Origin of the sequence: Denitromonas ohlonensis, from assembly GCF_007625205.1 — a bacterium.
Lineage (GTDB): Bacteria > Pseudomonadota > Gammaproteobacteria > Burkholderiales > Rhodocyclaceae > Nitrogeniibacter > Nitrogeniibacter ohlonensis.
This window is the reverse complement of record NZ_VMNI01000006.1, coordinates 318,081-340,948: the sequence shown is the minus strand read 5'-3', so window position 1 is coordinate 340,948 and position 22,868 is coordinate 318,081. Positions and strand designations below refer to the sequence as shown.

The following is a 22,868-nucleotide window of genomic DNA, read 5'->3' as shown; positions in this document are numbered from 1 at the left end:
CTGATTAACTGAATAAATCGCCAGCCGGCGATTGTTCCATAAAAAACAATTAATTAACTGGGTTGCCGCGGGATTTCCTGCGGCGCAGCATTCATGACCGCCGAACGCACTTACACGATTACCGAGCTGGCGCGCGAATTCGATATCACGCCGCGCGCCATCCGCTTTTACGAAGATCAGGGGCTGCTGACCCCCGATCGCGCCGGACGCACCCGGGTGTATTCTCGCGCCGACCGCACGCGCTTGAAGCTCTCGCTGCGCGGCAAGCGTCTCGGCCTGACGCTGGCCGAGATTAAGCAGATCCTCGACATGTACGGCGGCGCCAGCAACACCGAGCCGCAGCTCGACCGCTTTCTCAATGTCCTCGGTGAGCGGCGTGCCGCCCTGGCGCAGCAGCTTGAGGATATCGAAGTCGTGCTGGGCGAAATCGACATGCTCGAGCGCCAGTGTCGCGAACTGCTCAACAACCGAACGTCGGACAAAAGCGAAAACCAGGGCATGTAGGCCTTGGTTTTTTTTCCAATTTACTTTACGTTTACGTAAACGTAAACAAAAGCCTTAGTGAGACCTCATGGCTACTGCACCGATCTTTACCCCGCGGGACCCGAATTTTGCCGTACGAGTGCGCGCCAGCTTCGATGCGCAGCCGCTGATGGGTTTCATTGGCGCGGTGTTGGTGTCGGTCGAGCCGGGCCGGTGCGTGATCGAGCTGCCGTACCGGCCGGAGCTGGCACAGCAGAATGGATTCTTCCATGGGGGCATCGTCGGTACGCTGGCCGACAATGCCGGCGGTTTTGCGGCCTATAGTTTGATGGCACCCGAAGCCGGGGTGCTGACGGTGGAATACAAGCTCAACCTGATGGCCCCGGCCAAAGGCGAGCGACTGGTGGCGGAAGGGGCGGTGCTTCGCTCCGGACGGAACCTGGTGGTGTCCCGTGCCGAGGTGTATGTCCTTGGCGAAGCGGGGAAAATTCACTGTGCCACAATGCAGCAGACACTAATGACCATGCACGGCAAGGGCGTTGCCTGACACCGGACGAGACTGAACGAGGAGACTGATTGATGAACATTCCGAGCCTGAACTTCGAACTGGGCGAAACCATCGACATGCTGCGCGACGCGGTGTGGGATTTCGCCAGCAACGAGATTGCCCCGCGCGCCACCGAAATCGACCAGACGAACGAATTCCCCGCCGAGCTGTGGAAAAAGCTGGGCGATCTGGGCCTGCACGGCATGACCGCCGAGGAAGAATACGGCGGCACGCAGATGGGCTATCTGGCGCACATCGTGGCGCTCGAAGAGGTCTCGCGGGCATCGGCCTCGGTTGGCCTGTCCTACGGCGCGCACTCCAATCTGTGCGTGAACCAGATCCGCCGCAACGGCACGGCTGCGCAAAAACAGAAGTACCTGCCCAAGCTGATCTCCGGCGACCATGTGGGCGCACTGGCCATGAGCGAGCCGAATGCCGGCTCCGACGTGGTGAGCATGAAGCTGCGCGCCGACAAAAAGGGTGACCGCTATGTGCTGAACGGCTCGAAGATGTGGATCACCAACGGCGGCGACGCCGACACACTGGTGGTGTACGCCAAGACCGATATCAACGCCGGCCCGAAAGGCATGACCGCGTTCATTATCGAAAAGGGCATGAAGGGCTTCTCCTGCGGCACCCACCTCGACAAGCTGGGCATGCGCGGCTCCAATACCTATCCGCTGTTCTTCGACGATGTCGAAGTGCCCGAAGAAAACGTGCTGGGCACGGTCGGTGGCGGCGTCAAGGTGCTGATGAGCGGCCTCGACTACGAGCGCGCCGTGCTGTGCGGCGGTCCGCTGGGCATCATGGCGGCGTGCATGGATGCGGTGGTGCCTTTTGTGCACGAGCGCAAGCAGTTCGGCCAGGCCATTGGCGAATTCCAGCTGATGCAGGGCAAGCTCGCCGACATGTACTCCACCTGGATGGCGACCCGTGCCTATGTGTACGCCGTGGGCCGTGCCTGCGACCGGGCCGACCACGCCCGCGCGCTGCGCAAGGACGCCGCCGGCGCGATTCTGTACTCGGCCGAAAAGGCGACCTGGATGGCGGGTGAAGCGATTCAGACCCTCGGCGGCGTGGGCTATACCAATGAGTATCCGGTCGGCCGTTTGTGGCGCGACGCCAAGCTGTATGAGATTGGCGCCGGCACCAGCGAGATCCGCCGCATGCTGATCGGCCGCGAACTGTTCGCCGAAACGCTGTAATGAATCCGGGGCGGGCGACCGAACGTTCGCGCGTGTGCGCCCGCCCTCCGGTATCGTTCCGGATTGTCTTCAATCCTGCATGAGCGTCACTATGGCCAATCAACTTCGCGTCCTCGATACCTCCCATACCGCCGAACTGGAGCAAGTGCGCCAGTTCTTCCGCAACTATGCGGCGTGGCTGGGCGTCGACCTGTGCTTCCAGAATTTCGATGCCGAGATGGCGTCCTTGCCTGGCGCCTATTCGGCGCCGGACGGGCGGCTTTTCCTGGCTGAGGTCGAGGGCAAGCCTGCCGGTTGCGTGGGCATCCGCAAGTTCTCCGACGGCGTGTGCGAAATGAAGCGGCTCTACGTCGAGCCGAGCATGCGCGGGCAAGGCGTGGGCCGTGATCTGGCGCTGGCCGCCATTCGCACGGCGCAGGAGCTGGGCTACAAGCGCATCATGCTCGACACGCTGCCGGCCATGCGCATCGCCGTGAAGCTCTATCGCGAGCTGGGCTTTACCGAAGCGCCGGCCTACTACCCGACGCCGATCGAGGGCACGATCTTCCTGTCGCTCGATCTCTCCGACTGGTCGGAAGAGGCGGTGATGAACGAGAACCTCTTTCACCTCTTTGATTACAACCGCGCCTGGGCACGCCAGATGGGCGAGGTGGATCCGCAGTTTTTCGAGAAGCTGGCGCATCTGCAGACCCCGGAATACCTCTGGATTGGCTGCGCGGATTCGCGCGTACCGGCCAACCAGATCGTCGGCCTGCTGCCGGGCGAAGTTTTCGTCCATCGCAACGTCGCCAATGTGGTGGTGCACACCGACCTGAACTGTCTGTCGGTCATCCAGTTCGCGGTCGATGTCCTCAAGGTCAAGCACATCATGGTGGTTGGTCACTACGGTTGCGGTGGTGTCAAAGCCGCGCTCAACCGCGAGCGCGTTGGCCTGGTCGACCTGTGGTTGCGCCATGTGCAGGACGTGCACACCAAGCATATGTCGCTGGTGGGCGACGCCCCCCCCGAGATGCGCCACGATCGCCTGTGCGAGCTCAACGTGGTCGAGCAGGTCATCAATGTGTGCCAGACCATCGTGGTGCAGGACGCTTGGGCCCGCGGTCAGCAGTTGACCGTGCATGGCTGGGTGTATGGCCTGAAAGATGGCCTCATGAACGACCTCGGGCTGACCGTCAGTCGCCCTCAGGATCTGGTGCCGCGCTATGCCGCGGCGCTCGACGCACTGCGCTAAGCCGTGCCCCAAAACACAACAGAGAATCAGGAGTTCAGCATGAATGATCCCGTCGTCATCGTTTCCGCCGCGCGTACGCCCATGGGGGGCTTTCAGGGCGAGCTTTCCAGCTTGAGCGCGGCACAGCTGGGCGCGGCGGCCATCGCTGCCGCCGTCGAGCGTGCCGGTCTCCAGCCCGAGCAGGTCGAAGAAGTCATCCTCGGCTGCGTGCTGCCAGCCGGTCTCGGTCAGGCGCCGGCCCGTCAGGCCGCGCTGGGCGCCGGTCTGCCGCTGAGCACCGCGTGCGCGACGGTCAGCAAGGTCTGCGGCTCAGGCATGAAGGCCACCATGCTGGCGCATGACATGCTGCTCGCGGGGAGCAACCAGGTCATCGTCGCCGGCGGCATGGAATCCATGAGCAACGCGCCCTATCTGCTGCCCAAGGCACGCGGAGGCTACCGCCTCGGCCACGGCCAGATGATCGACCACATGTTCTTCGACGGCCTGGAAGATCGCTACAGCAAGGAAACCAATGGCCGCCTGATGGGCACCTTTGCCGAAGATTGCGCCGGCCATTACAGCTTCAGCCGCGAGTCGCAGGACGCGTTCGCCATCACCTCGACCACCCGCGCGCAGGACGCCATCAACGGCACCGGTTTCGACTGGGAAGTGACGCCGGTCACCATCGCCAGCCGCAAGGGCGATGTGGTGGTCGACAAGGACGAGCAGCCGCTCAAGGCCAAGCTCGACAAGATCGGCACGCTCAAGCCCGCCTTCTCGAAAGACGGCACGGTCACGGCCGCCAACTCCTCGTCGATCTCCGACGGTGCTGCCGCGCTCACGCTGATGCGTCAGTCCACCGCCGAGTCGCTCGGCCTCAAGCCGATCGCCACCATCCTCGGCCACGCCACCCATGCGCAAGAGCCGCGCTGGTTCACCACCGCCCCGGTCGGTGCCATGCAGAAGGTGCTCGGCAAGGTGGGCTGGAGCGTGGACGACGTGGATCTGTGGGAGATCAACGAAGCTTTCGCGGTGGTCACCATGGCCGCCATGAAAGAGCTGGAGCTCGATCACGCCAAGGTCAACGTCAATGGCGGCGCCTGCGCACTGGGCCACCCGATTGGCGCGTCCGGCGCCCGCATCATCGTCACCTTGCTGGGTGCGCTGCGTGCGCGCGGCCTCAAGCGCGGCGTGGCCAGCCTGTGCATCGGCGGCGGCGAAGCCACTGCCATGGCCTTCGAGATGGCCTGAATCTGAACACCGTCGTCGCCCGGATGAAGGCCGCAGGCCGGAATCCGGGAGCATCGGTTGATCAACCACCACTCCCGGATTCCGCTGCGCTGCATCCGGGCTACGTGACTGAGACACGGACGGGCGATTGATCGCCCGCCATAAAAAAAGAGTAAGAGGAGAGCAGCACCATGATCCTGACCCAAGAACAGGAAATGATCCGCGACGCCATGCGCGATTTTTCGCGCGAGCGCCTGGCCCCCTTCGCTGAAGCCTGGGACCGCGACCACACCTTCCCGCGCGAAGCGCTCAAGGAGCTGGCCGAACTCGGCGCGCTGGGCATGGTGGTGCCCGAGCAATGGGGCGGCGCGGGCATGGATTACATGAGCCTGGTGCTGGCGATTGAAGAAATCGCCGCCGGCGACGGCGCCACCTCGACCATCGTCAGCGTGCAGAATTCGCTGGCCTGCGGCATCCCCAATCGCTACGGCAACGACGCGCAAAAAGAGCAATGGCTCAAGCCGCTGGCCCGTGGCGAGATGCTGGGCTGCTTCTGCCTGACCGAGCCGCATGTGGGCTCCGACGCCGGCGCGATCAAGACCACCGCGGTCAAAGATGGCGACGCGTGGGTGCTCAACGGCGTCAAGCAGTTCATCACCACCGGCCGCGAGGCTGACGTGGCCATCGTGTTCGCCGTGACCGACAAGGCCGCCGGCAAGAAAGGCATCTCCTGCTTCCTGGTGCCGACCACCGCGCCGGGTTATGTCGTCGGGCGTATCGAAGAGAAGATGGGCCAGAAGGCTTCCGACACCGCGCAGATCCTGTTCGAGAACTGCCGCGTGCCGGCCGACGCGCTGCTCGGCGAAGAAGGGCAGGGCTACAAGATTGCGCTGTCCAACCTCGAAGCCGGCCGCATCGGCATCGCCTCGCAGTGCCTCGGCATGGCCCGTGCTGCGCTCGAAGCGGCGGTGAAATACGCGCATGAGCGCGAAACCTTCGGCAAGCCGATCTTCGAGCACCAGGCGGTCAACTTCCGCCTCGCCGACATGGCCACTCAGCTCGAAGCCGCGCGCCAGCTGGTGTGGCATGCCGCCAGCCTCAAGGACGCCGGCCGTCCGTGTCTGAAAGAAGCCTCGATGGCCAAGCTGTTTGCCTCCGAGATGGCCGAGAAGGTGTGTTCGGACGCGATCCAGATCCACGGCGGCTACGGCTATGTGACCGACTTTCCGGTCGAGCGCATCTATCGCGACGTGCGCGTATGCCAGATCTACGAAGGCGCCAGCGACATCCAGCGCCTGGTCATCGGCCGCGCCCTGGCCGACTGAACCGTCACCCCCAACACAGAGAGATAATCATGAGCAGCCACAGACTGCACCCGGACGCCTCCGTCGAGAGCCTCAACGCCCGCACCCCCGGCACCTTGCCGGGCTGGTTCGGCGTCACCGTCACTGCCCTCGACGCCGGCCGCCTGGACGCGACAATCACCATTCGCCCCGAGATGCTGGCGCCCAACGGCTTCCTGCATGCGGCCTCGGTGATCGCGCTGGCCGATACCGCAGCCGGCTTCGCCACCATCGCGCATCTGCCCGAAGGGGCGAGCAGCTTCACCACCGTCGAGCTGAAGAGCAATTTTCTCGGCACCCAGACCGAGGGCGAGATCACCTGCGTGGCCACCGCAGCACACACCGGCCGCAACACCCAGGTGTGGGACGCTGAAGTCATAGGCAGTACCGGCCGCACGCTGGCGCTGTTCCGCTGCACGCAAATGATCCTCTGGCCGAAAGCGGCCTGACACGGAGGCATTCAAGATGCTCGATCCCCAGCAACTGCTGCTTTTCATCCCGGTCGCCGCGCTGTTCACGCTGGCACCGGGGCCGGACAGCATCATGCTGCTGGGGCGCGCGCTCGGTCAGGGGCGTATGGCCGGCGTGGCGGCGGCCACCGGCTGCGCGCTCGGCATTCTGATCACCTCGGTGCTGGTGGCGGCTGGGCTGTCGGCGGTGGTGGCGGCCTCCGAAACCCTGTTTTTTGCGTTGCGTGCGGTCGGTGCGGTGTATCTGGTGTGGGTCGGCATCCAGGCGATTCGCCGGCATGGGCTGATCCCGCTCAAAGGCGCGGCACCGCTGCCGCTCAAGCGGGTGTTCGTGAGCAGCATGATGATCAATCTGCTTAACCCCAAGGTGGCGGTGTTCATGCTGGCCTTCTTGCCGCAGTACGCCCGGCCGGCGCTGGGCGATCTGGGCATGCAGATCTTTTTGCTCGGCGCGACCTATGCGCTGATCACCGTGGTGCTGATGTCGCTGATGGGCGTGGGCGCCGCGCGACTGCGCGATTTTCTGCAAGCGCGGCCGAGTGTCATCAAGTGGCTGAACATCGGCGCGGGCGGCGCCTTCATCGCCTCCGGGCTGAAGGTCGCCAGCATGAAGCATCTGTAAACAAGGAGACGCGACATGGCAGAGCCGATTGATTTCTACTTCGACTTCTCCTCGCCCTACGGCTATTTCATGAGTGAGAAGATCGACGGCATCGCCGCCGGCTTTGGCCGCAAGGTGCGCTGGCATCCGATTTTGCTGGGCGTGGTGTACACCGTGTCCGAAGGCAAGCCGCTGACCGAGCTGCCGCTCAAGGGCGACTACGCGGTGCGCGACATCGAGCGCTCGGCGCGTTTCCATGGGCTCGACTACACCAAGCCCGCGCCTTTTCCCATTCCCACGCAGGCGGCGGCGCGCGCCTACTATTGGCTGCACGATCAGGACTGCGCGCTGGCACGTCGCTTTGCCCATGCGGTGTATCGCGCCTACTTCCAGAGTGGCCGCAACGTCGGCACGCCCGAGGTGGTGGTCGACATCGCCGCGTCGCTGGGCGTCGATGGCGCGGCGCTGACCGAGGCGCTGCAGAGTGACCCGGTCAAGGCGCGGCTCAAGGCGGCCTGCGGCGACGCGATCGCCAAAGGCGTGTTCGGCTCGCCCTTTGTTCTCATCGACGGCGAGGCCTTCTGGGGTATCGACCGCCTGCCGCAGATCGAGCGCTGGCTCGATACCGACGGCTTCTGAACGGAACGGATTCATGACTTTCAAGCGACTGTGCGTCTTTTGCGGCGCGCGCCCCGGCAAACGCCCCGAGTACGCCGCGGCAGCGCAGGCCCTGGGCCGCACCCTGGCTGAGCGCAACATCGAGCTGGTGTATGGCGGCGGCAACATCGGCCTGATGGGCGTGGTGGCCGATGCCGTCATGAGCGCCGGCGGTTCGGCCATCGGCGTGATCCCCGAGGCGCTGCTCAAGTGGGAGGTCGGCCACCAGGCGCTGACCCGGCTCGAAGTGGTCGACTCCATGCACACCCGCAAGGCGCGCATGGCCGAGTTGTCCGACGGTTTTATCGCCTTGCCCGGCGGGCTGGGCACTTTTGAAGAATTGTTCGAGGTGCTCACCTGGTCGCAGCTCGGCTTCCATGGCAAGCCGATCGGCCTGCTCAACGTGGCGAACTACTACACGCCGCTGGTGCAGATGGTCGAGAACGGGGTGGATGAGGGCTTCATGAAGCCCGAGAACGCGGCCCTGCTGCTGCGCGACGGCGACATCGATGGCCTGCTGCGCCAGATGGCTGAGTACCAGGCGCCGGAAATCACACGACAGATCAAGAACGAAAAGCAGCTCTGAGCAGCTGACAAAATAAGGAAAGCGGAGACATGAGCACAATCAAGAGCAAGATCAACACGCGGTCCGATGAGTTCCGCGCCAACGCCCAGGCCATGGAAAAAGTGGTCGGCGATCTGCGCGACAAGGCGGCTCAGATCGCGCTCGGCGGCGGCGAAGGCGCGCGCGAAAAGCACCTCGCCCGCGGCAAGCTGTTGCCGCGCGACCGGGTCAATCACCTGCTCGATCCGGGCACGCCCTTCCTTGAAGTCGGCCAGATGGCGGCCTTCGGCATGTACGACAACGACGCCCCCTCGGCCGGCGTGATCACCGGCATCGGCCGGGTGCGCGGCACCGAGTGCATGATCGTCGCCAACGATGCCACCGTGAAGGGCGGCACCTACTACCCGATGACGGTCAAGAAGCACCTGCGCGCGCAGGAGATCGCCGAGCAGAACAATCTGCCCTGCGTGTATCTGGTCGATTCCGGCGGCGCCTTCCTGCCCAAGCAGGATGAAGTCTTCCCCGACCGCGACCACTTCGGCCGCATCTTCTTCAACCAGGCCAACATGTCGGCCAAGGGCATCCCGCAGATCGCCGTGGTGATGGGTTCGTGCACCGCCGGCGGCGCTTACGTGCCGGCCATGAGTGACGAGACCATCATCGTCAAGAACCAGGGCACCATCTTCCTCGGCGGCCCGCCGCTGGTGAAGGCGGCCACCGGCGAAGTGGTGACGGCCGAAGACCTCGGCGGTGGCGATGTGCACACCCGTATCTCCGGCGTGGCTGACCACCTGGCCGAGAACGACAGCCACGCGCTGAACATCGCGCGGCGCATCGTCGGCAATCTCAACCGCGTCAAGCCGGTCAGCCTCGCGCTGGGTGGCGGCGAAGAGCCGATCTACGATCCGTCCGAAATCTACGGCATCGTGCCCTCCGACACCCGCAAGCCCTACGATGTGCGCGAGATCATCGCCCGCGTGGTCGACGGTTCGCGCTTCGACGAATTCAAGGCGCGCTATGGCAGCACGCTGGTGTGCGGCTTCGCCCAGCTCTACGGCTACCCGGTTGGCATTGTCGCCAATAACGGCATCCTGTTCGGCGAGTCGGCACAGAAGGGCGCCCACTTCATCGAGCTGTGCGCCCAGCGCGGCATTCCGCTGCTGTTCTTGCAGAACATCACCGGCTTCATGGTCGGCCGCAAATACGAAAACGGCGGCATCGCCAAGGACGGCGCCAAGATGGTCACCGCCGTGGCGACCGCGCAAGTGCCCAAGATCACCGTGCTCATCGGCGGCAGCTTCGGCGCCGGCAACTACGGCATGTGCGGCCGCGCCTACAGCCCGCGCTTCCTGTGGATGTGGCCCAACAGCCGCATCTCGGTGATGGGCGGCGAGCAGGCAGCCGGTGTGCTGTCCACCGTGCGTCGCGACGGCATCGAAGCCAAGGGCGGCCAGTGGAGCGCGGCGGACGAAGAAGCCTTCAAGGCACCGATCCGCGACCAGTACGAACTGCAAGGCCACCCCTATTACGCCACCGCTCGCATGTGGGACGACGGCGTGGTCGACCCCGCCCAGACGCGCCGCATGCTCGGCCTGTCGCTGTCCGCCTCGCTCAACGCCCCGATCCAGCCGACCAAGTTCGGTCTGTTCCGGATGTAAGCCATGTATTCGCCCGCGCATTTCACCGAGACCGACGTGGCCCGGATGCATGCCCTGATGGGCGAGTATCCGTTGGCGGCCATCGTCACGCTCGGCGCCAACGGCCTCGACGCCAACCACATCCCGCTTCAGCTCGCCGAAGGGGCGTCGCCGTTTGGCGTTTTGCAAGGGCACGTTGCGCGCGCGAACCCGCTGGCAAAGGCAGCGGCGGATCTGGATGTGCTGGTGATCTTTCGGGGGGCTAACTGCTACATCAGCCCGTCGGGCTATGCCAGCAAAGCCGAGCATGGCCGGGTGGTGCCGACCTGGAACTACGCGGCGGTCCATGCGCACGGCCGTCTGCGTGTGATCGAGGATCCGCAGTGGCTGGCGCGGCAGATCGAAGCGCTGACGACTCGGCATGAAGCCGGGCAGGCGACGCCCTGGTCGGTCAGTGACGCGCCGGACGACTACATCGAGAAGATGCGCTCGGCCATCGTGGGGATCGAGATCGAGATCACCCGGCTTGCGGGCAAATGGAAAACCAGCCAGAACCAGCCCGCGGCAAACCGGCTCAGCCTGTCTGCCACCCTTGAGGCCCGGGGGGATGACGAGGCAAAGACAATGGCCGCGCTGATTCGTCAGCACGATGCCAAATAAGAGGAAGAGACATGTACGAAACCCTTGAAATCGAACGCGACGGCGCCATCGCCACGCTGTGGATGAACCGCCCCGATGTGCACAACGCCTTCAACGCGCAGCTCATCGCCGACCTCACCGCCGCCTGCCAGCAGCTCGATACGGATGCGTCGGTGCGGGTGGTGGTGTTGGCCGGGCGGGGCAAGAGCTTCTCCGCCGGCGCCGACCTGAACTGGATGAAAGCCGCCGGCGAGGCAAGTATCGAAGCCAACGTGGCCGATGCGCGCAAGCTCGCCGGCATGCTGCGGGTGCTCTCCGAAATGAATACCCCGACCATTGCCCGCGTGCAGGGCGCCGCGCTGGGCGGCGGCATGGGTCTGGCCTCGGCCTGCGATATCTGCGTGGCCAGCGAGAAGGCCATTTTTGCGACCTCCGAGGTCAAGTTCGGCATCATCCCCTCGGCGATCAGCCCCTATGTGATCCGCGCCATTGGCGAGCGTCAGAGCTACCGTTATTTCCAGACCGCCGAGCGCATCAGCGCCGCCCGGGCCGGCGAGCTGGGGCTGGCGCATGAAGTGGTCGCGCCCGAGGCGCTGGATGACAAGGTCGCCGAGATCGTCGCCGCGCTGATGCAGGGCGGCCCCAAATCGCAGGCCGCGGCCAAGGACTTGATCCGTGCGGTGGCCAACAAGCCGGTCTCCGACGCGGTGGTCGAAGACACCTCACAACGCATTGCCCAGCTGCGCAGCACGCCCGAAGCCAGGGAAGGCCTGAGCGCCTTCCTCGACAAGCGCCCGGCCGCCTGGGTGCCGCAGGCCTGATCGGCCACCGCCATGGATGAACTGAGCACCCTGCTCACCAACGTGCAGCCCATGCTCGACTGGCGCGACCTGCCGGTCGACATGGCCTCGCTCGCCGCGCTGGCGGCCGGGCTGGGCTGGGCGAGCGGTTTGCGCCTGTATGCGCTGGTGTTCGTGCTCGGTGCGGTGGGGCGTTTCGGTGGCGTGCAACTGCCGGGTGAGCTCGATGTGCTTACGCATCCGCTGGTGCTGGGCCTGTCGGGCCTGATGCTGCTGGCCGAATTTTTTGCCGACAAGCTGCCCTGGCTCGATTCGGTGTGGGACGCGGTGCACACCTTCATCCGCATTCCGGCCGGTGCCGCCTTGGCGGCAGCGGTGATGGGTGATCAGTCGGGCAGTGCGCAGATGCTTGCCGCCTTGCTCGGCGGTTCGCTGGCGGCGGGCACTCACCTTGCCAAAGCCGGCGCGCGGGCCGCCATCAACACCTCACCCGAACCGGTGAGCAATGTGGTGACCTCTTTTGGCGAAGACGCGTTGTTCGCCGGGGGCGTGTGGACCTTGTTCAACTACCCGCTGGTCTTTCTGGCGGCGCTGGTGGTGTTCATGGTGCTGGCGCTGTGGCTGATCGTGAGTCTGTGGCGCTTCGTGCGGCGTCTGCTGCGGCCGCGTTCGGGCCAGGTGGCGGCATGAAGCGTATTGATCATCTGGTGATCACCGCGCCTACGCGAGCCGCCGGTGTGGCGTGGCTTGAGGCGCAGTTGGGCGTCAGCTTGCAGACCGGTGGCGAGCATGCGCGCATGGGCACACACAACGCTTTGCTGTCTTTGGGCGAGGGCGTGTATCTCGAAGTGATTGCGGTTGATCCGGCCGCGCCCGCACCGGGGCGACCCCGCTGGTTCGGGCTGGATGTGGTCGCGGCCGACGCTGCGCCACGGCTCGCCACCTGGGCAGCCCGCAGCGACGACATCGCGCGCGACGCGGCTTTGGGTGGCGCGGCGATGGGCGAGGTGATCGCCATGTCGCGTGGCGCGCTGGACTGGCGCATTACGGTGCCGGCCGATGGACAGCCGGGTTTTGGCGGCGTGCTGCCGGCGCTTATTCAGTGGTCGGGCAACACCCACCCGGCGGCGCAGTTGGTCGATGTGGGCTGCCGCTTGAAGCGCTTGCGCGGTGCGCATGCCGAGTTGGTCGCGCTGCGTGCGCTGATGGCGTCGCTCGGGCTCGACGACAGTATCGAATGGCAAGAACTCAGCCGGGGCGAGGCCCCGTGGCTGAGCGCGGAAATCGAAACACCGACCGGCACTGTGGTGCTCGGCGGACAAGAACAATGAACGAAATCGTGGAGAAGAGACATGTTTGACAAGATTCTGATTGCGAACCGTGGCGAGATCGCCTGCCGCGTCATCAAAACCGCGCGGCGCATGGGTATCAAGACCGTGGCCGTGTATTCGGAAGCCGACGCCAACGCCCGCCATGTGCGCATGGCCGACGAGGCGGTGCTGATCGGGCCGGCAGCGGTCAAGGAAAGCTATCTGGTGATCGACAAGATCATCGGCGCGGCCAAGCAGACCGGCGCGCAGGCGATCCACCCGGGCTACGGTTTTTTGTCTGAAAACGAAGATTTCTGCCACGCCTGCGACGAGGCTGGCATCGTCTTCATCGGCCCGCCGGTGGCGGCGATACACGCCATGGGCTCCAAGTCTGAAGCCAAGAAGATCATGGGCGCGGCCGGTGTGCCGCTGACCCCGGGCTATCACGGCGACGATCAGGACCCCGACCTGCTCAAGCGCGAGGCCGACGGCATCGGTTACCCGGTGCTGATCAAGGCCGCTGCGGGCGGTGGCGGCAAGGGCATGCGTCTGGTTGAGAAGAGCGAAGACTTTCTCGATTTGCTCGGCTCGTGCAAGCGCGAGGCCATCTCCAGCTTTGGCGACGAGCATGTGCTGATCGAGAAGTATCTGACGCGCCCGCGCCACATCGAGATCCAGGTGTTTGGCGACACCCAGGGCAACTGCGTGTATCTGTTCGAACGCGACTGCTCGGTGCAGCGCCGCCACCAGAAAGTGCTCGAAGAAGCCCCCGCGCCGGGCATGACGCCCGAGCGTCGTGCGGCCATGGGCAAGGCGGCGGTCGATGCGGCCAAGGCGGTCGGCTATGTCGGCGCCGGCACGGTCGAGTTCATCGCCAACCAGGACGGCACCTTCTACTTCATGGAGATGAACACCCGTCTGCAGGTGGAACACCCGGTCACCGAGATGATCACCGGCCTCGACCTGGTCGAGTGGCAATTGCGTGTCGCCTCGGGTGAGCCGCTGCCGCTGGCCCAGGAGCAGTTGCAGATTCGCGGTCACGCGCTCGAAGCGCGGATCTACGCCGAAGACCCGGACAAGGGCTTTTTGCCCTCTACCGGCAAGCTGCTGCACCTCTCGCCGCCGGCCGAGAACCTGCATGTGCGGGTCGATACCGGCGTCGAAGAGGGCGACGAGATCAGCCCGCATTACGACCCGATGATCGCCAAGCTCATCGTCTGGGACCAGAACCGCGACCGCGCGCTGGCGCGCATGCTGCAGGCGCTGGCCGAGTATCGCGTGGCCGGCGTGTCGAACAACATCAGCTTCCTGTCGCGGCTCACCGCCTGCCCGGCTTTTTCGGGCGCCGACCTCGACACCGGCCTGATCGAGCGCGAAAAGGCCTATCTTTTCCCCGAAGCCAAGGCCACGCCGATCGAGGTCTGGCAGGTGGCGGCACTCGCCGAGCTGCTGCGCGAAGCCAATCGCGGCGCGGCCAAAGCCCGCCGTGACGAAGACCCGCTCTCGCCCTGGCATGCCCGCGACGGCTGGCGTCTGAACGCCTCCGCCAAGCGCGACCTGATCTTCCGCCACGGCGAAGAACAGCAGACGGTGAACGTGGCCTACCGCGCCGACGGCTACACGCTGACGGTGAACGGCCAGTCGGTCGAAGCGCGCGGCGAGCTGAATGATCGCGGCCTGCTGCGCGTCGAACTCGACGGCATGCGCATGGACGCCACCGTGGTGGCCGCCAACGAGAAGCGCCACGTGTTCTCCCATGGTCGCGCCTGGCAGCTGTCGAATGTCGACCCGCTGCATTACTCGGGTGAAGGCGGCGGTGCCGAAGGTGGCCTGCTGGCACCGATGCCGGGCAAGGTGATTTCGCTCATCGCAGCGGAAGGTGCGGCGGTCGAGAAGGGCGCACCGCTGCTGATTCTCGAAGCCATGAAAATGGAGCACACCATCAACGCGCCGGCCGCTGGCACGGTCAAGGCCTTCCGCTTCATGGTGGGCGACCAGGTCGGCGATGGCGACGAGTTGGTCGAGTTCGAGGTGAAGGCGTAGGGCCGGATTCATCCGGCCGCGGTAGCTGCAAGCGTCGCGGCGGGTTGAAACCCGCCCTACGTCCGACTGAATGGATTGGATGAGATGACAAAGGAAAAACCGATGACCATGCCAACCCAGGTTCGCATCGTTGATGTCGGCCCGCGCGACGGGCTGCAAAATGAAAAGCAGATCATCTCGACCGAGGTCAAGGTCGAGCTGATCGCCCGCCTTGGTGCGGCCGGCCTCAAAACCATCGAGGCCGCCTCGTTTGTGTCGCCCAAATGGGTGCCGCAGATGGCCGACAACAGCGAGGTGATGGCGCGCATCAATCGCCTGTCGGGCGTCGGCTACCCGGTGCTCACGCCCAACCTCAAAGGTTTCGAGGCCGCGCTGGCGGCCGGAGCCACCGAGGTGGCGGTGTTTGGCGCGGCCTCCGAGTCCTTCAGCCAGAAGAACATCAACTGCTCCATCGCCGAATCGCTGGCCCGTTTTGAGCCGGTGATGGCCGCGGCCCAGGCGGCGGGCGTGAAGGTGCGCGGCTATGTCTCCTGCGTGCTCGGCTGTCCCTACGAAGGCGAGATTGCCCCGGCTGCCGTGGCCGAGGTGGCCGCCACGCTGTTCGACATGGGCTGCTATGAAATCAGCCTGGGCGACACCATCGGCACCGGCACGCCGGGCAAGACGCAACGCATGCTCGAGGCGGTCGCCGCGCGCGTGGCGATCGACAAGCTGGCCGGTCACTATCACGACACCTACGGTCAGGCGCTGGCCAACATCTACGCTTCGCTGGAGATGGGTGTGGCGGTGTTCGACGCCTCGGTCGGCGGGCTGGGCGGCTGCCCCTACGCGGCCGGCGCCTCGGGTAACGTGGCGACCGAAGACGTGGTCTATATGCTCAACGGCCTCGGTCTGGAGACCGGCATTGATCTGAACACGCTGGTCGACACCGCGGCCTGGATCAGCGCGCAACTGAACCGCGAGCCGTCGTCCAAAGTGGCGCGCGCGGTGCTGGCCAAGCGGGGCGCTTGCGTATGAGTGTGGCGTCACCGTGCATCGACATCTGTAAAATGGACCCCCGCACCGGCCTGTGCGAGGGCTGTACCCGCACGATCGACGAGATCACCGCCTGGAGTCGCATCGGCGATGACGAGAAGCGGGCGATCCTGGCGCGGGTCGCCGAGCGCGAAGCGGCGCTCGATGGGTTCGAGTCCGGCGAGCGATAGAACCTTTTCGCCAGAACGCAGTCTGTTCGCCGGGCTGTATCGCGCTCGCGCGGTGTGGCCCGGGGGCGTCTCGCCCCACCTTGCCTGAGAGCGACCATGAATCCGATCGATCCGATCATCCTGTTCTTCCTGCTCGGGCTGTTTGCCGGGCTGGCGCGTGCAGAGCTGCGTCTGCCCGCCGCGATCTACGATTTTGTGAGCATCCTGCTGCTGCTGGCCATCGGTCTGAAGGGCGGCATCGAGCTGGCCAAGCAACCCTTTGGCGATCTGTTGCCGCAGATCTTGGCGGTGCTGGCCATGGGCTTCTTGCTGCCGCTGGTGGCGTTTCCGGTGCTGCGCTACCTCGGCCGATTCAAGCGCGCTGACGCCGCGTCGATCGCCGCGCACTACGGCTCGGTCAGCGTCGGCACCTACGCCGTGGCGGTGGCCTATTTCGGCACCCGCGAGATCTTTTTCGAAGCGCACATGCCGTTGCTGCTGGTGGTGCTCGAAGTGCCGGCCATTCTGGTCGGCATCGTGCTGGCGCGTGGTATCTCGAACGAGACGCGCTGGGGCGCGGTGATGCACGAGGTCTTCCTCGGCAAGGGCATCGTGCTGCTGCTCGGCGGTCTGCTGATTGGCTGGATTGCCGGGCCGGAAGGCGTGGTCTCCATCAAGCCGCTGTTCTTCGATCTGTTCAAGGGCATCCTCGCCATCTTCCTGCTCGAAATGGGTCTGATCACCGCCGCGCAGGTCGGCTCGCTGCGCCAGTACGGCCTGTTCCTGCTCGGCTTCGGCGTGGTCATGCCGGTGTTTTCGGCGGTGATCGGCGCGGTGCTGGGTTGGGCGCTCGGCCTGTCGGTCGGCGGCACGGCGGTGCTCACCACGCTGGCGGCCTCGGCCTCGTACATCGCGGTGCCGGCGGCCATGCGGGTGTCGGTGCCCGAGGCCAACCCCACGCTGTCGCTCACTGCCGCGCTGGGCATTACCTTTCCGTTCAATGTGCTGGTCGGCGTGCCGCTTTATCATGTGATGGCCGAGCGCACCCACGCCTTCTTTGGAGCCTGAGCCATGAGCCTGGCCAACGACCATCTCCGCAAGCTGCTCACCATCGTCACCGAAGCGGCGATCGAGAGCGTGCTGGTGCGCGATCTTGACCGCCTCGGTGCACACGGCTACACCATCACCGAGGCGCGCGGCAAAGGCAATCGCGGGGTGCGCAACGCCGGCTGGGACGCCAGTAGCAACATCCGCATCGAAGTGGTGTGCAACGACGACACCGCCGCCGCCATCTCCGCCCACTTGCAGGCGCAGTACTACGACAACTACGCGATGATCATGTGGGTCAGCGAGGTCGAGGTGCTGCGGCCCGAAAAATTTTGAGCCCCAGCGGCTCGCCATACAGGAGCGCGCATGTCTGAATGCATCGGCATCTGCGAGATCGACCCCGATTCCGAAACCTGCACCGGCTGTGGCCGCTCGGCCGACGAGATCTTCGGCAACGACCACACTGACGACCCGACCGACGCCGAGGCCCAGCCGCCCGCGGCAGACCATGTCGCGATCACGCCGGACGACGACCTGCCGGACGCGACATGAGCCGCCTGCCCGCGTCCATCCATGTCCTCGAGCGGGGCTGGCTGTCGTCCAACAACATCCTGCTCTTCGAGGGCGACAGCGCCGTGCTGGTCGACACCGGCTATGTCAGCCACGCCGATCAGACCGTCGCCCTGGTGCGCAGCGCGCTCGACGGCTGCCCGCTCACCGACATCGTCAACACCCACTCGCACTCCGACCACATCGGCGGCAACGCCGCGGTGCAGCGCGCCTTCGGCTGCCGCATCACCGTGCCCGCCGGCATGCACGACGCCGTGCAGCAATGGGACGAAAACGCCTTGCTGCTCTCCGTCGCCAAGCAGACCGGTGAGCGCTTTTCCGCCGACGCCAAGATCCACCCCGGCTTTGAGCGCGACATGGGCGGCATGCACTGGCAGGCGCTCGCCGCGCCCGGCCACGACATGGACGCGCTGATGTTCTTCAATCGCGAGCATGGCGTGCTCATCTCCGGCGACGCCCTGTGGCGCGAGGGCTTCGGCATTCTGTTTGCCGACGTGCTCGGCACCGGCGACGGCATCGGCGAAGCCCGTCGCACGCTCGACGTCATCGCCCGCCTGCCGGTGCGCCATGTCATCCCCGGCCACGGCGCGCCGTTTGTTGAAGTCGACGAAGCCCTCGCCGCCGCCTACGCCCGCCTGCGCGCCTTCGAAGAAGACGGCAGCCGCATGGCCCGCAACGCCATCCGCGGCTGCGTCACCTTCTCACTCCTCGACATGCGCCGCATGCCCCTCGCCGACCTGCCCGGCTGGCTCGACAGCACCCCGCTGTTCCGCATCGCCAACCAACGCTTCCTCAACGAAACCCCCGAACGCCTCGCCGACTGGCTGGTCGACAGCCTCGTCAAAGCCGGCGTGGCCCGCCGCGAGGGTGAATGGCTGGTCGCGGCCTGACGATTACCTCGGCCGCCGCAGACCCGTAGCCCGGAAAAGCGCAGCGCATCCGGGAGCAGTCGCTGTGCGCGCAACATGCAATGCGGGTCGGTCAAACACCCATCCCGGATTCCGGCCTTGGGCCTGTATCCGGGCTACACTCGCTAGCATCCCTCGTTCTGATAGGTATCTCCATGGCCACACTCGACTTTCACCTCGTACGAAAGCGCATACGTATCAAGTCGATAGAGACTCGCTTTGACACGACGATTTCATTTGAAATACGCATGCCGAGGCGAGAATCTCTGCTAACGGTGGCAGGTGAAGAGGTGAGGCAAGGCTACGTAGAGTTCACAGAGGAGAATTCAAAATTTCCAAGACCGGAGCTGCACTTCATTGGGGCGTGGCTCGATAGTGAGACCAAAGAGCAGGTTCGCCCGTCCATCACTTTTTATGCGGATCTTCCTGCCCAACTGTTTGAGCTTATCCGTGATCTAGATCCTGCCGTTGAGATACGTATTCGGATCTTTACCCAAGATGTTGTTGGGTCTATCCGCTACGGCGACGACCCAGACGGATACGTAAAAATTTGGGATACAACAAGCGAAAATCCAGTTTTCCCTGTTTCATTTGAGCTTGATGTGTCTTATTCGAGTGGATGAGAGCGCGGTAGGTTGGGTTGAGCAACGCGAAGCCCAACATCCACCTCTCAAAAAATAGGACTTCGCTTCACCCACCCCAGATCACATGGCGCGCATCGCCATGGCAGCGGCAGTCTCCCGGATGCCGCGCGCGTAATCTGGGCGCAGTCCGTAGGCGTAGGGTGGTCAGCTTTGCTGCCCACCATTCATCGGCCGTTTTGGGTGTCGATGGTGGGCAGGCAAGCCGCCCACCCTACGGCGCCAAGCGGTGAAGTGGCGGAGTAATGCGTCACTTGTTGTATCCCTATCACCCATAAACCAACCCCGGCAAAAACGTCACGATCCCCGGCAGCAAAATGCACAGCGTCAGGCCGAGTATCTGCAGGCCAAGAAAGACCAGCGCCGAGCGAAAGATGGTGGCCATGCTGATGGAGTCGGGGGTGACGCCGCGCATGTAGAACAGGGCGTAGCCGAAGGGTGGGCTGAGGAAGCTCATCTGCATGTTGACCAGGTAGATCACGCCGAACCACAGCGCCACCTTGTCGCCGGGCACCGGGGGCAGGCCGAGCAGGCCGTCGAAGGTGAGTGACTTGATGATGGGCACGAAGATGGGCACGGCGAGCAGCAGGATGCCGACCCAGTCGAGGAACATGCCGAGGATGACAAGCAGCACCATCATCAGGAACAGGATGCCGTAGGGCGACAGGCCCGTGCCGAGGATGGCGTCGTTGATGAAGGCCTGGCCGCCTTGCAGGATGTAGAAGCCGACGAAGATCGAGGCGCCGAAGATGATCCACAGCACCATGGCCGAGGCCTTGACGGTGCTGACCGAGGCCTCGCGCAGCGCGATGAGGTTGAAGCGCTTGTGCATGATGGCGACGATGATGGCGCCAAACGAGCCGATGCCGGCGGCCTCGACCGGTGTGGCGATGCCGGCGAAGAGCAGGCCGAGCACCAGCACCACCAGAATGAGCGGCGCGACCAGCTTGAGCAAAAGGCGCAGCTTCTGGCCGAGGTTGAGGCGCTCTTCGCGCGGCACGGCGGGGCCGAGTTCGGGCCGCAGCCAGGTGCGCAGCAGCACGTAGGCCACATACAGGCCGGAGAGCATCAGCCCCGGCAGCAGCGAGCCCAGGTACAGCTCGCCGACCGATTGCTGCGCCACCACGGCGTACAGAATGGCCAGAATCGACGGCGGGATCAGAATGCCCAGCGTGCCGCCGGCCATGATCGAGCCGATGGCGATTTCGGGGTCGTAATTGCGCTTGAGCATCGCCGGCAGGGCGATGATGCCCATGGTGACCACGGCCGCGCCGATGACGCCGACCATGGCGGCGAGAATGGTGGAGGCGATGATGGTGGCCGCCGCCAGGCCGCCACGCAGGCCGCCCATCCACTGGTAGATGACGTCGAACATCTCCTCGATCAGCCCGGCGCGTTCGAGCATGGAGGCCATGAAGATGAACAGCGGAATGGCCGCCAGATCGGAGTTGGTCATCATCGGGAAGATGCGCGAGGGGATGATGTTGACCATCACCTGACCGCCGATGAGGTAGATGAACACCACCCCCAGCCCGCCGGTCACGAAGGCCAGCGGCAGCCCGAGCATGAGCAGCACCAGCAGGGAGCCGAACATGATGTAGGTGAGCTCCTTGATCTCCACGTCTTCGAGCAGGCCGGCGGTGGTGAACAGGAAGTGTTCGTCGCCCCAGGGGTCGTAGAACAGCACGTTGATCAGCTCGATGCCGAAGATGAACAGCGCGGTGCCGGTGGCGAGGATGAGTGCGGCGGTGCCGAGGCGGCCGCTGAGCGAGGGGTTGCGTTTAGCGTTTGAGGTGGTCATGGGTCAGCCCTCCCGACCCATGCGCTGGAACAGCACAATGTCTTTGGCCAGTTTGGAGATGCCCGCCAGCAGCAGCAGGATCGCGCCCAGCACCATCATGCCCTTGACCGGCCAGTACTGGATGCCCCAGGTCTCGACCGTGGTTTCGCCCATGCCGTAGGACGACATGAAGAAGCCCCAGGAGGTGCCGAGCAGGGCGATGGCGAAGATGAAGAAGAACACCGAGGTGAAGATGTCCATGCCCACCCGGCCGCGCGGCGGCAGCTTGATGTAGAGCACGTCGACCCGCACATGGCCGCCGGTGAGCAGGGTGTAGGCGCCCGCCAGCAGGTATTGCATGCCGAACAGCAAGAAGCACGACTCATGCACCCAGATGGTCGGCTGGTTGAAGATGTAGCGCATGATCACCTCGTAGAAGTAGGCGACCACGGCATTGACCGTCCAGAACGCAACGAAGATGCCCGACCATTTGCTGATGGTGTCGAGCACGCGGGTGAGGCCGTTTTCGACATGCAGCGCGGGGTCTTCCTCGGCCAGCAGGCTGGCGGCGAGTTCTTCGTCGGGCGTGGTGGCGGGGGGCTGGCCGTGTTCCTGCCAGCGCGCCCAGAAGATGAAGATCAGCGGCATGATCGCCAGCCAGCCCCAATACACCATATGGGGCAGCACGAAGCCAAAATCGGGTTCTGTGTTCATGGGCACATCTCCTTGGCGCTGCGCATGCAAACCGCACCGCGCGGTCGGGCCGGGCGGTGCGGAGGCGCTTGCTGGATGGCGGTTAGAGGCTCAGGCCCTTGATGTCGGCCGCCGAGACGTAGCCCATGATCGGATTCATCATGTAGTCGAGCTGCATCTTGAACACCTCGGCCGCCGCCTGATCCTTTTTCGCCCACTTGAACCAGATCGGGATGGCCGCCTTGCGGAACTGATCCAGATCGTCCTGACTCATGCGGTTGATGATGCTGCCGGCCTTTTCGAACTTGACCAGCGCCTCGACGTTGCGCTTCTGGATCGACACGAAGTGCTTCACCGAATAGGTCTTTACCCGGTCTTCGACCATCTGCTGCATCAGCGGCGACAGGCTCTTCCAGGCGCGCATGTTGACCGTGAAGTCCATCAGGTCGACCGGCTGGTAGACCGACATCAGGCCCGGCGGGCCAAACAGGATGTACTTGGTCACCTGCGCAAAGCCCAGGTCCCAGTTGACCGCCGGCCCCACATAGTCGGCCGCGTCGATGGTGCCTTTTTCGAGCGCGGGGAAAATGTCCGATCCTGGCAGGCTCACCGTGCTCGCACCAAAGGCCTGGAACACTTCCGACACCATGCCGCCGGGCACGCGCAGCTTGAGGCCCTGGAAGTCGGCCACGCTCTGCACCGGCTTTTTCGAGTGGATGATGTTGGCGTCATGCTGGATCGGGCCGACATACACCAGGCCGAACTTGGCGTAGATCTCGCGCACCTTCTCGAGCAGGCCGAGGCCGTAGAACATGGTGTCCCATTGCGCTGGCTGGTCTGGCCCGACCGGGTAGGACGACAGGAACACGCTGGCCGGCATCTTGCCCGCCCAGTACAGGGTGAAGGGGTTCATGCCATCGAGCACGCCGGTCTGCACCGACTCGAACAGCGCGTTGTTGTCGGCCGCCACGGCCTTGGCGCCAAAGGGCTTGATGCTCAGCTCACCGCCGGTGGCCTCCTGAAAGCCGTTGCACCATTCTTCGAACAAGGCGTAGCCGGTGGTGCCAGCGTCCCAGGTCGATTGCACTTTCCAGGTTTTGCCCTTGGCCGCCTGGGCATTGCTGATGAAGGGCGCGCCGGCGATCAGCGCGCCGCCCGCGGCGGCGGATTTCAGGAAGTGGCGTCGTGTCGGCGGGTGGTCGGTGGTGGATGTGGATTGCCGTGATGCCATGGACTGGTCTTCTTTTTTCACAAAGGTCTCCTCCAGATCTGTCACGAAACCGGACGCGTCGTGAGTGCACCCGC

At 64.6% G+C, this 22,868-nt stretch carries 26 protein-coding genes; 23 read left to right on the top strand and 3 right to left on the bottom strand.

Annotation, left to right across the window (positions count from 1 at the left end; all coding sequences use genetic code 11):
* Positions 1–93: 93 nt before the first annotated feature.
* The 23 genes from FHP89_RS07195 to FHP89_RS07085 all read left to right on the top strand — a co-directional run bounded on the left by FHP89_RS07195 (position 94) and on the right by FHP89_RS07085 (position 19,072).
* Positions 94–504 (top strand): MerR family transcriptional regulator, encoded by a 411-nt coding sequence (locus tag FHP89_RS07195; protein ID WP_144174799.1) that lies wholly within the window; start codon positions 94–96, stop codon positions 502–504.
* Between the two features lie 67 nt (positions 505–571).
* On the top strand, positions 572–1,030 hold the full coding sequence (locus FHP89_RS07190; RefSeq protein ID WP_144174801.1) for a PaaI family thioesterase: 459 nt from the start codon (positions 572–574) through the stop codon (positions 1,028–1,030).
* A 32-nt stretch (positions 1,031–1,062) separates the two neighbouring features.
* Positions 1,063–2,235 carry an isovaleryl-CoA dehydrogenase gene (locus FHP89_RS07185; RefSeq protein ID WP_144174803.1) on the top strand — a complete coding sequence of 391 codons (1,173 nt, stop codon included), beginning with the start codon at positions 1,063–1,065 and terminating at the stop codon, positions 2,233–2,235.
* 91 nt (positions 2,236–2,326) lie between these two features.
* Positions 2,327–3,466, top strand: a complete 1,140-nt coding sequence (gene can / locus FHP89_RS07180; RefSeq protein ID WP_144174805.1) for a carbonate dehydratase — start codon at positions 2,327–2,329, stop codon at positions 3,464–3,466.
* Between the two features lie 39 nt (positions 3,467–3,505).
* Entirely contained in the window at positions 3,506–4,696 is a 1,191-nt protein-coding gene (locus FHP89_RS07175; RefSeq protein WP_144174806.1) for an acetyl-CoA C-acetyltransferase, read from the top strand.
* A gap of 170 nt (positions 4,697–4,866) precedes the next feature.
* A complete protein-coding gene (locus FHP89_RS07170; RefSeq protein WP_144174808.1) occupies positions 4,867–6,000 on the top strand; it encodes an acyl-CoA dehydrogenase in 1,134 nt (377 codons plus the stop codon).
* Between the two features lie 29 nt (positions 6,001–6,029).
* The gene (locus tag FHP89_RS07165) at positions 6,030–6,467 is read left to right on the top strand and encodes a PaaI family thioesterase (RefSeq protein WP_144174810.1); all 438 of its coding nucleotides are present in this window, start codon (positions 6,030–6,032) and stop codon (positions 6,465–6,467) included.
* 16 nt (positions 6,468–6,483) lie between these two features.
* Positions 6,484–7,110: a LysE family translocator gene (locus FHP89_RS07160; RefSeq protein ID WP_144174812.1), complete on the top strand. Its 627-nt coding sequence runs from the start codon at positions 6,484–6,486 to the stop codon at positions 7,108–7,110.
* Positions 7,111–7,125: 15 nt separating this feature from the next.
* Positions 7,126–7,728: a 2-hydroxychromene-2-carboxylate isomerase gene (locus FHP89_RS07155; RefSeq protein ID WP_144174814.1), complete on the top strand. Its 603-nt coding sequence runs from the start codon at positions 7,126–7,128 to the stop codon at positions 7,726–7,728.
* 13 nt (positions 7,729–7,741) lie between these two features.
* A complete protein-coding gene (locus FHP89_RS07150) occupies positions 7,742–8,332 on the top strand; it encodes an LOG family protein (protein ID WP_144174816.1) in 591 nt (196 codons plus the stop codon).
* Positions 8,333–8,361: 29 nt separating this feature from the next.
* Positions 8,362–9,969: a carboxyl transferase domain-containing protein gene (locus tag FHP89_RS07145; protein ID WP_144174818.1), complete on the top strand. Its 1,608-nt coding sequence runs from the start codon at positions 8,362–8,364 to the stop codon at positions 9,967–9,969.
* A gap of 3 nt (positions 9,970–9,972) precedes the next feature.
* Positions 9,973–10,608, top strand: coding sequence for an FMN-binding negative transcriptional regulator (locus FHP89_RS07140; protein ID WP_144174820.1), 636 nt, complete (start codon positions 9,973–9,975; stop codon positions 10,606–10,608).
* 11 nt (positions 10,609–10,619) lie between these two features.
* Entirely contained in the window at positions 10,620–11,408 is a 789-nt protein-coding gene (locus FHP89_RS07135; protein WP_144174822.1) for an enoyl-CoA hydratase/isomerase family protein, read from the top strand.
* 12 nt (positions 11,409–11,420) lie between these two features.
* On the top strand, positions 11,421–12,077 hold the full coding sequence (locus FHP89_RS07130; RefSeq protein ID WP_186300218.1) for a DUF4126 domain-containing protein: 657 nt from the start codon (positions 11,421–11,423) through the stop codon (positions 12,075–12,077).
* Positions 12,074–12,718 (top strand): VOC family protein, encoded by a 645-nt coding sequence (locus tag FHP89_RS07125; RefSeq protein ID WP_144174824.1) that lies wholly within the window; start codon positions 12,074–12,076, stop codon positions 12,716–12,718. Before FHP89_RS07130 ends, FHP89_RS07125 begins: the two co-directional genes overlap by 4 nt.
* Before the next feature lie 21 nt (positions 12,719–12,739).
* Positions 12,740–14,740: an acetyl/propionyl/methylcrotonyl-CoA carboxylase subunit alpha gene (locus tag FHP89_RS07120; protein WP_144174826.1), complete on the top strand. Its 2,001-nt coding sequence runs from the start codon at positions 12,740–12,742 to the stop codon at positions 14,738–14,740.
* A gap of 102 nt (positions 14,741–14,842) precedes the next feature.
* Positions 14,843–15,757 carry a hydroxymethylglutaryl-CoA lyase gene (locus tag FHP89_RS07115; protein WP_186300219.1) on the top strand — a complete coding sequence of 305 codons (915 nt, stop codon included), beginning with the start codon at positions 14,843–14,845 and terminating at the stop codon, positions 15,755–15,757.
* Positions 15,754–15,945 carry a DUF1289 domain-containing protein gene (locus FHP89_RS07110; protein WP_144174830.1) on the top strand — a complete coding sequence of 64 codons (192 nt, stop codon included), beginning with the start codon at positions 15,754–15,756 and terminating at the stop codon, positions 15,943–15,945. Before FHP89_RS07115 ends, FHP89_RS07110 begins: the two co-directional genes overlap by 4 nt.
* 96 nt (positions 15,946–16,041) lie before the next feature.
* Positions 16,042–16,992 (top strand): sodium-dependent bicarbonate transport family permease, encoded by a 951-nt coding sequence (locus tag FHP89_RS07105; protein WP_144174832.1) that lies wholly within the window; start codon positions 16,042–16,044, stop codon positions 16,990–16,992.
* Between the two features lie 3 nt (positions 16,993–16,995).
* A complete protein-coding gene (locus tag FHP89_RS07100; protein ID WP_144174834.1) occupies positions 16,996–17,307 on the top strand; it encodes a P-II family nitrogen regulator in 312 nt (103 codons plus the stop codon).
* Positions 17,308–17,337: 30 nt separating this feature from the next.
* Positions 17,338–17,523, top strand: a complete 186-nt coding sequence (locus FHP89_RS07095; RefSeq protein ID WP_144174836.1) for a DUF1289 domain-containing protein — start codon at positions 17,338–17,340, stop codon at positions 17,521–17,523.
* Positions 17,520–18,431 carry an MBL fold metallo-hydrolase gene (locus FHP89_RS07090; RefSeq protein ID WP_144174838.1) on the top strand — a complete coding sequence of 304 codons (912 nt, stop codon included), beginning with the start codon at positions 17,520–17,522 and terminating at the stop codon, positions 18,429–18,431. The genes FHP89_RS07095 and FHP89_RS07090 overlap by 4 nt, the downstream gene beginning before the upstream one ends.
* Before the next feature lie 173 nt (positions 18,432–18,604).
* Positions 18,605–19,072, top strand: a complete 468-nt coding sequence (locus FHP89_RS07085; RefSeq protein WP_144174840.1) for a hypothetical protein — start codon at positions 18,605–18,607, stop codon at positions 19,070–19,072.
* A gap of 286 nt (positions 19,073–19,358) precedes the next feature.
* Here the strand turns inward: FHP89_RS07085 and FHP89_RS07080 are convergent, their stop codons facing one another.
* The 3 genes from FHP89_RS07080 to dctP form a co-directional block, all read right to left on the bottom strand.
* Complete coding sequence (locus tag FHP89_RS07080) at positions 19,359–20,891, bottom strand: TRAP transporter large permease (protein ID WP_144224967.1); 1,533 nt, start codon at positions 20,889–20,891, stop codon at positions 19,359–19,361.
* Positions 20,892–20,894: 3 nt separating this feature from the next.
* On the bottom strand, positions 20,895–21,584 hold the full coding sequence (locus tag FHP89_RS07075; protein WP_144224966.1) for a TRAP transporter small permease subunit: 690 nt from the start codon (positions 21,582–21,584) through the stop codon (positions 20,895–20,897).
* An 82-nt stretch (positions 21,585–21,666) separates the two neighbouring features.
* Positions 21,667–22,815: a TRAP transporter substrate-binding protein DctP gene (dctP, locus tag FHP89_RS07070; protein ID WP_222105330.1), complete on the bottom strand. Its 1,149-nt coding sequence runs from the start codon at positions 22,813–22,815 to the stop codon at positions 21,667–21,669.
* Positions 22,816–22,868: the final 53 nt, after the last annotated feature.

Bases quoted from the DNA above. Each gene is read 5' to 3' on its own strand.
- FHP89_RS07150 (WP_144174816.1), top strand. From the start codon at position 7,742: ATGACTTTCAAGCGACTGTGCGTCTTTTGCGGCGCGCGCCCCGGCAAA.
- FHP89_RS07115 (WP_186300219.1), top strand. From the start codon at position 14,843: ATGACCATGCCAACCCAGGTTCGCATCGTTGATGTCGGCCCGCGCGAC.
- FHP89_RS07175 (WP_144174806.1), top strand. From the start codon at position 3,506: ATGAATGATCCCGTCGTCATCGTTTCCGCCGCGCGTACGCCCATGGGG.
- FHP89_RS07105 (WP_144174832.1), top strand. From the start codon at position 16,042: ATGAATCCGATCGATCCGATCATCCTGTTCTTCCTGCTCGGGCTGTTT.
- FHP89_RS07160 (WP_144174812.1), top strand. From the start codon at position 6,484: ATGCTCGATCCCCAGCAACTGCTGCTTTTCATCCCGGTCGCCGCGCTG.
- FHP89_RS07190 (WP_144174801.1), top strand. From the start codon at position 572: ATGGCTACTGCACCGATCTTTACCCCGCGGGACCCGAATTTTGCCGTA.
- FHP89_RS07110 (WP_144174830.1), top strand. From the start codon at position 15,754: ATGAGTGTGGCGTCACCGTGCATCGACATCTGTAAAATGGACCCCCGC.
- FHP89_RS07165 (WP_144174810.1), top strand. From the start codon at position 6,030: ATGAGCAGCCACAGACTGCACCCGGACGCCTCCGTCGAGAGCCTCAAC.
- FHP89_RS07140 (WP_144174820.1), top strand. From the start codon at position 9,973: ATGTATTCGCCCGCGCATTTCACCGAGACCGACGTGGCCCGGATGCAT.
- FHP89_RS07100 (WP_144174834.1), top strand. From the start codon at position 16,996: ATGAGCCTGGCCAACGACCATCTCCGCAAGCTGCTCACCATCGTCACC.
- FHP89_RS07125 (WP_144174824.1), top strand. From the start codon at position 12,074: ATGAAGCGTATTGATCATCTGGTGATCACCGCGCCTACGCGAGCCGCC.
- FHP89_RS07120 (WP_144174826.1), top strand. From the start codon at position 12,740: ATGTTTGACAAGATTCTGATTGCGAACCGTGGCGAGATCGCCTGCCGC.
- FHP89_RS07090 (WP_144174838.1), top strand. From the start codon at position 17,520: ATGAGCCGCCTGCCCGCGTCCATCCATGTCCTCGAGCGGGGCTGGCTG.
- FHP89_RS07085 (WP_144174840.1), top strand. From the start codon at position 18,605: ATGGCCACACTCGACTTTCACCTCGTACGAAAGCGCATACGTATCAAG.
- FHP89_RS07135 (WP_144174822.1), top strand. From the start codon at position 10,620: ATGTACGAAACCCTTGAAATCGAACGCGACGGCGCCATCGCCACGCTG.
- FHP89_RS07185 (WP_144174803.1), top strand. From the start codon at position 1,063: ATGAACATTCCGAGCCTGAACTTCGAACTGGGCGAAACCATCGACATG.
- FHP89_RS07130 (WP_186300218.1), top strand. From the start codon at position 11,421: ATGGATGAACTGAGCACCCTGCTCACCAACGTGCAGCCCATGCTCGAC.
- FHP89_RS07155 (WP_144174814.1), top strand. From the start codon at position 7,126: ATGGCAGAGCCGATTGATTTCTACTTCGACTTCTCCTCGCCCTACGGC.
- FHP89_RS07145 (WP_144174818.1), top strand. From the start codon at position 8,362: ATGAGCACAATCAAGAGCAAGATCAACACGCGGTCCGATGAGTTCCGC.
- can (WP_144174805.1), top strand. From the start codon at position 2,327: ATGGCCAATCAACTTCGCGTCCTCGATACCTCCCATACCGCCGAACTG.
- FHP89_RS07075 (WP_144224966.1), bottom strand. From the start codon at position 21,584: ATGAACACAGAACCCGATTTTGGCTTCGTGCTGCCCCATATGGTGTAT.
- FHP89_RS07080 (WP_144224967.1), bottom strand. From the start codon at position 20,891: ATGACCACCTCAAACGCTAAACGCAACCCCTCGCTCAGCGGCCGCCTC.
- FHP89_RS07195 (WP_144174799.1), top strand. From the start codon at position 94: ATGACCGCCGAACGCACTTACACGATTACCGAGCTGGCGCGCGAATTC.
- FHP89_RS07170 (WP_144174808.1), top strand. From the start codon at position 4,867: ATGATCCTGACCCAAGAACAGGAAATGATCCGCGACGCCATGCGCGAT.
- FHP89_RS07095 (WP_144174836.1), top strand. From the start codon at position 17,338: ATGTCTGAATGCATCGGCATCTGCGAGATCGACCCCGATTCCGAAACC.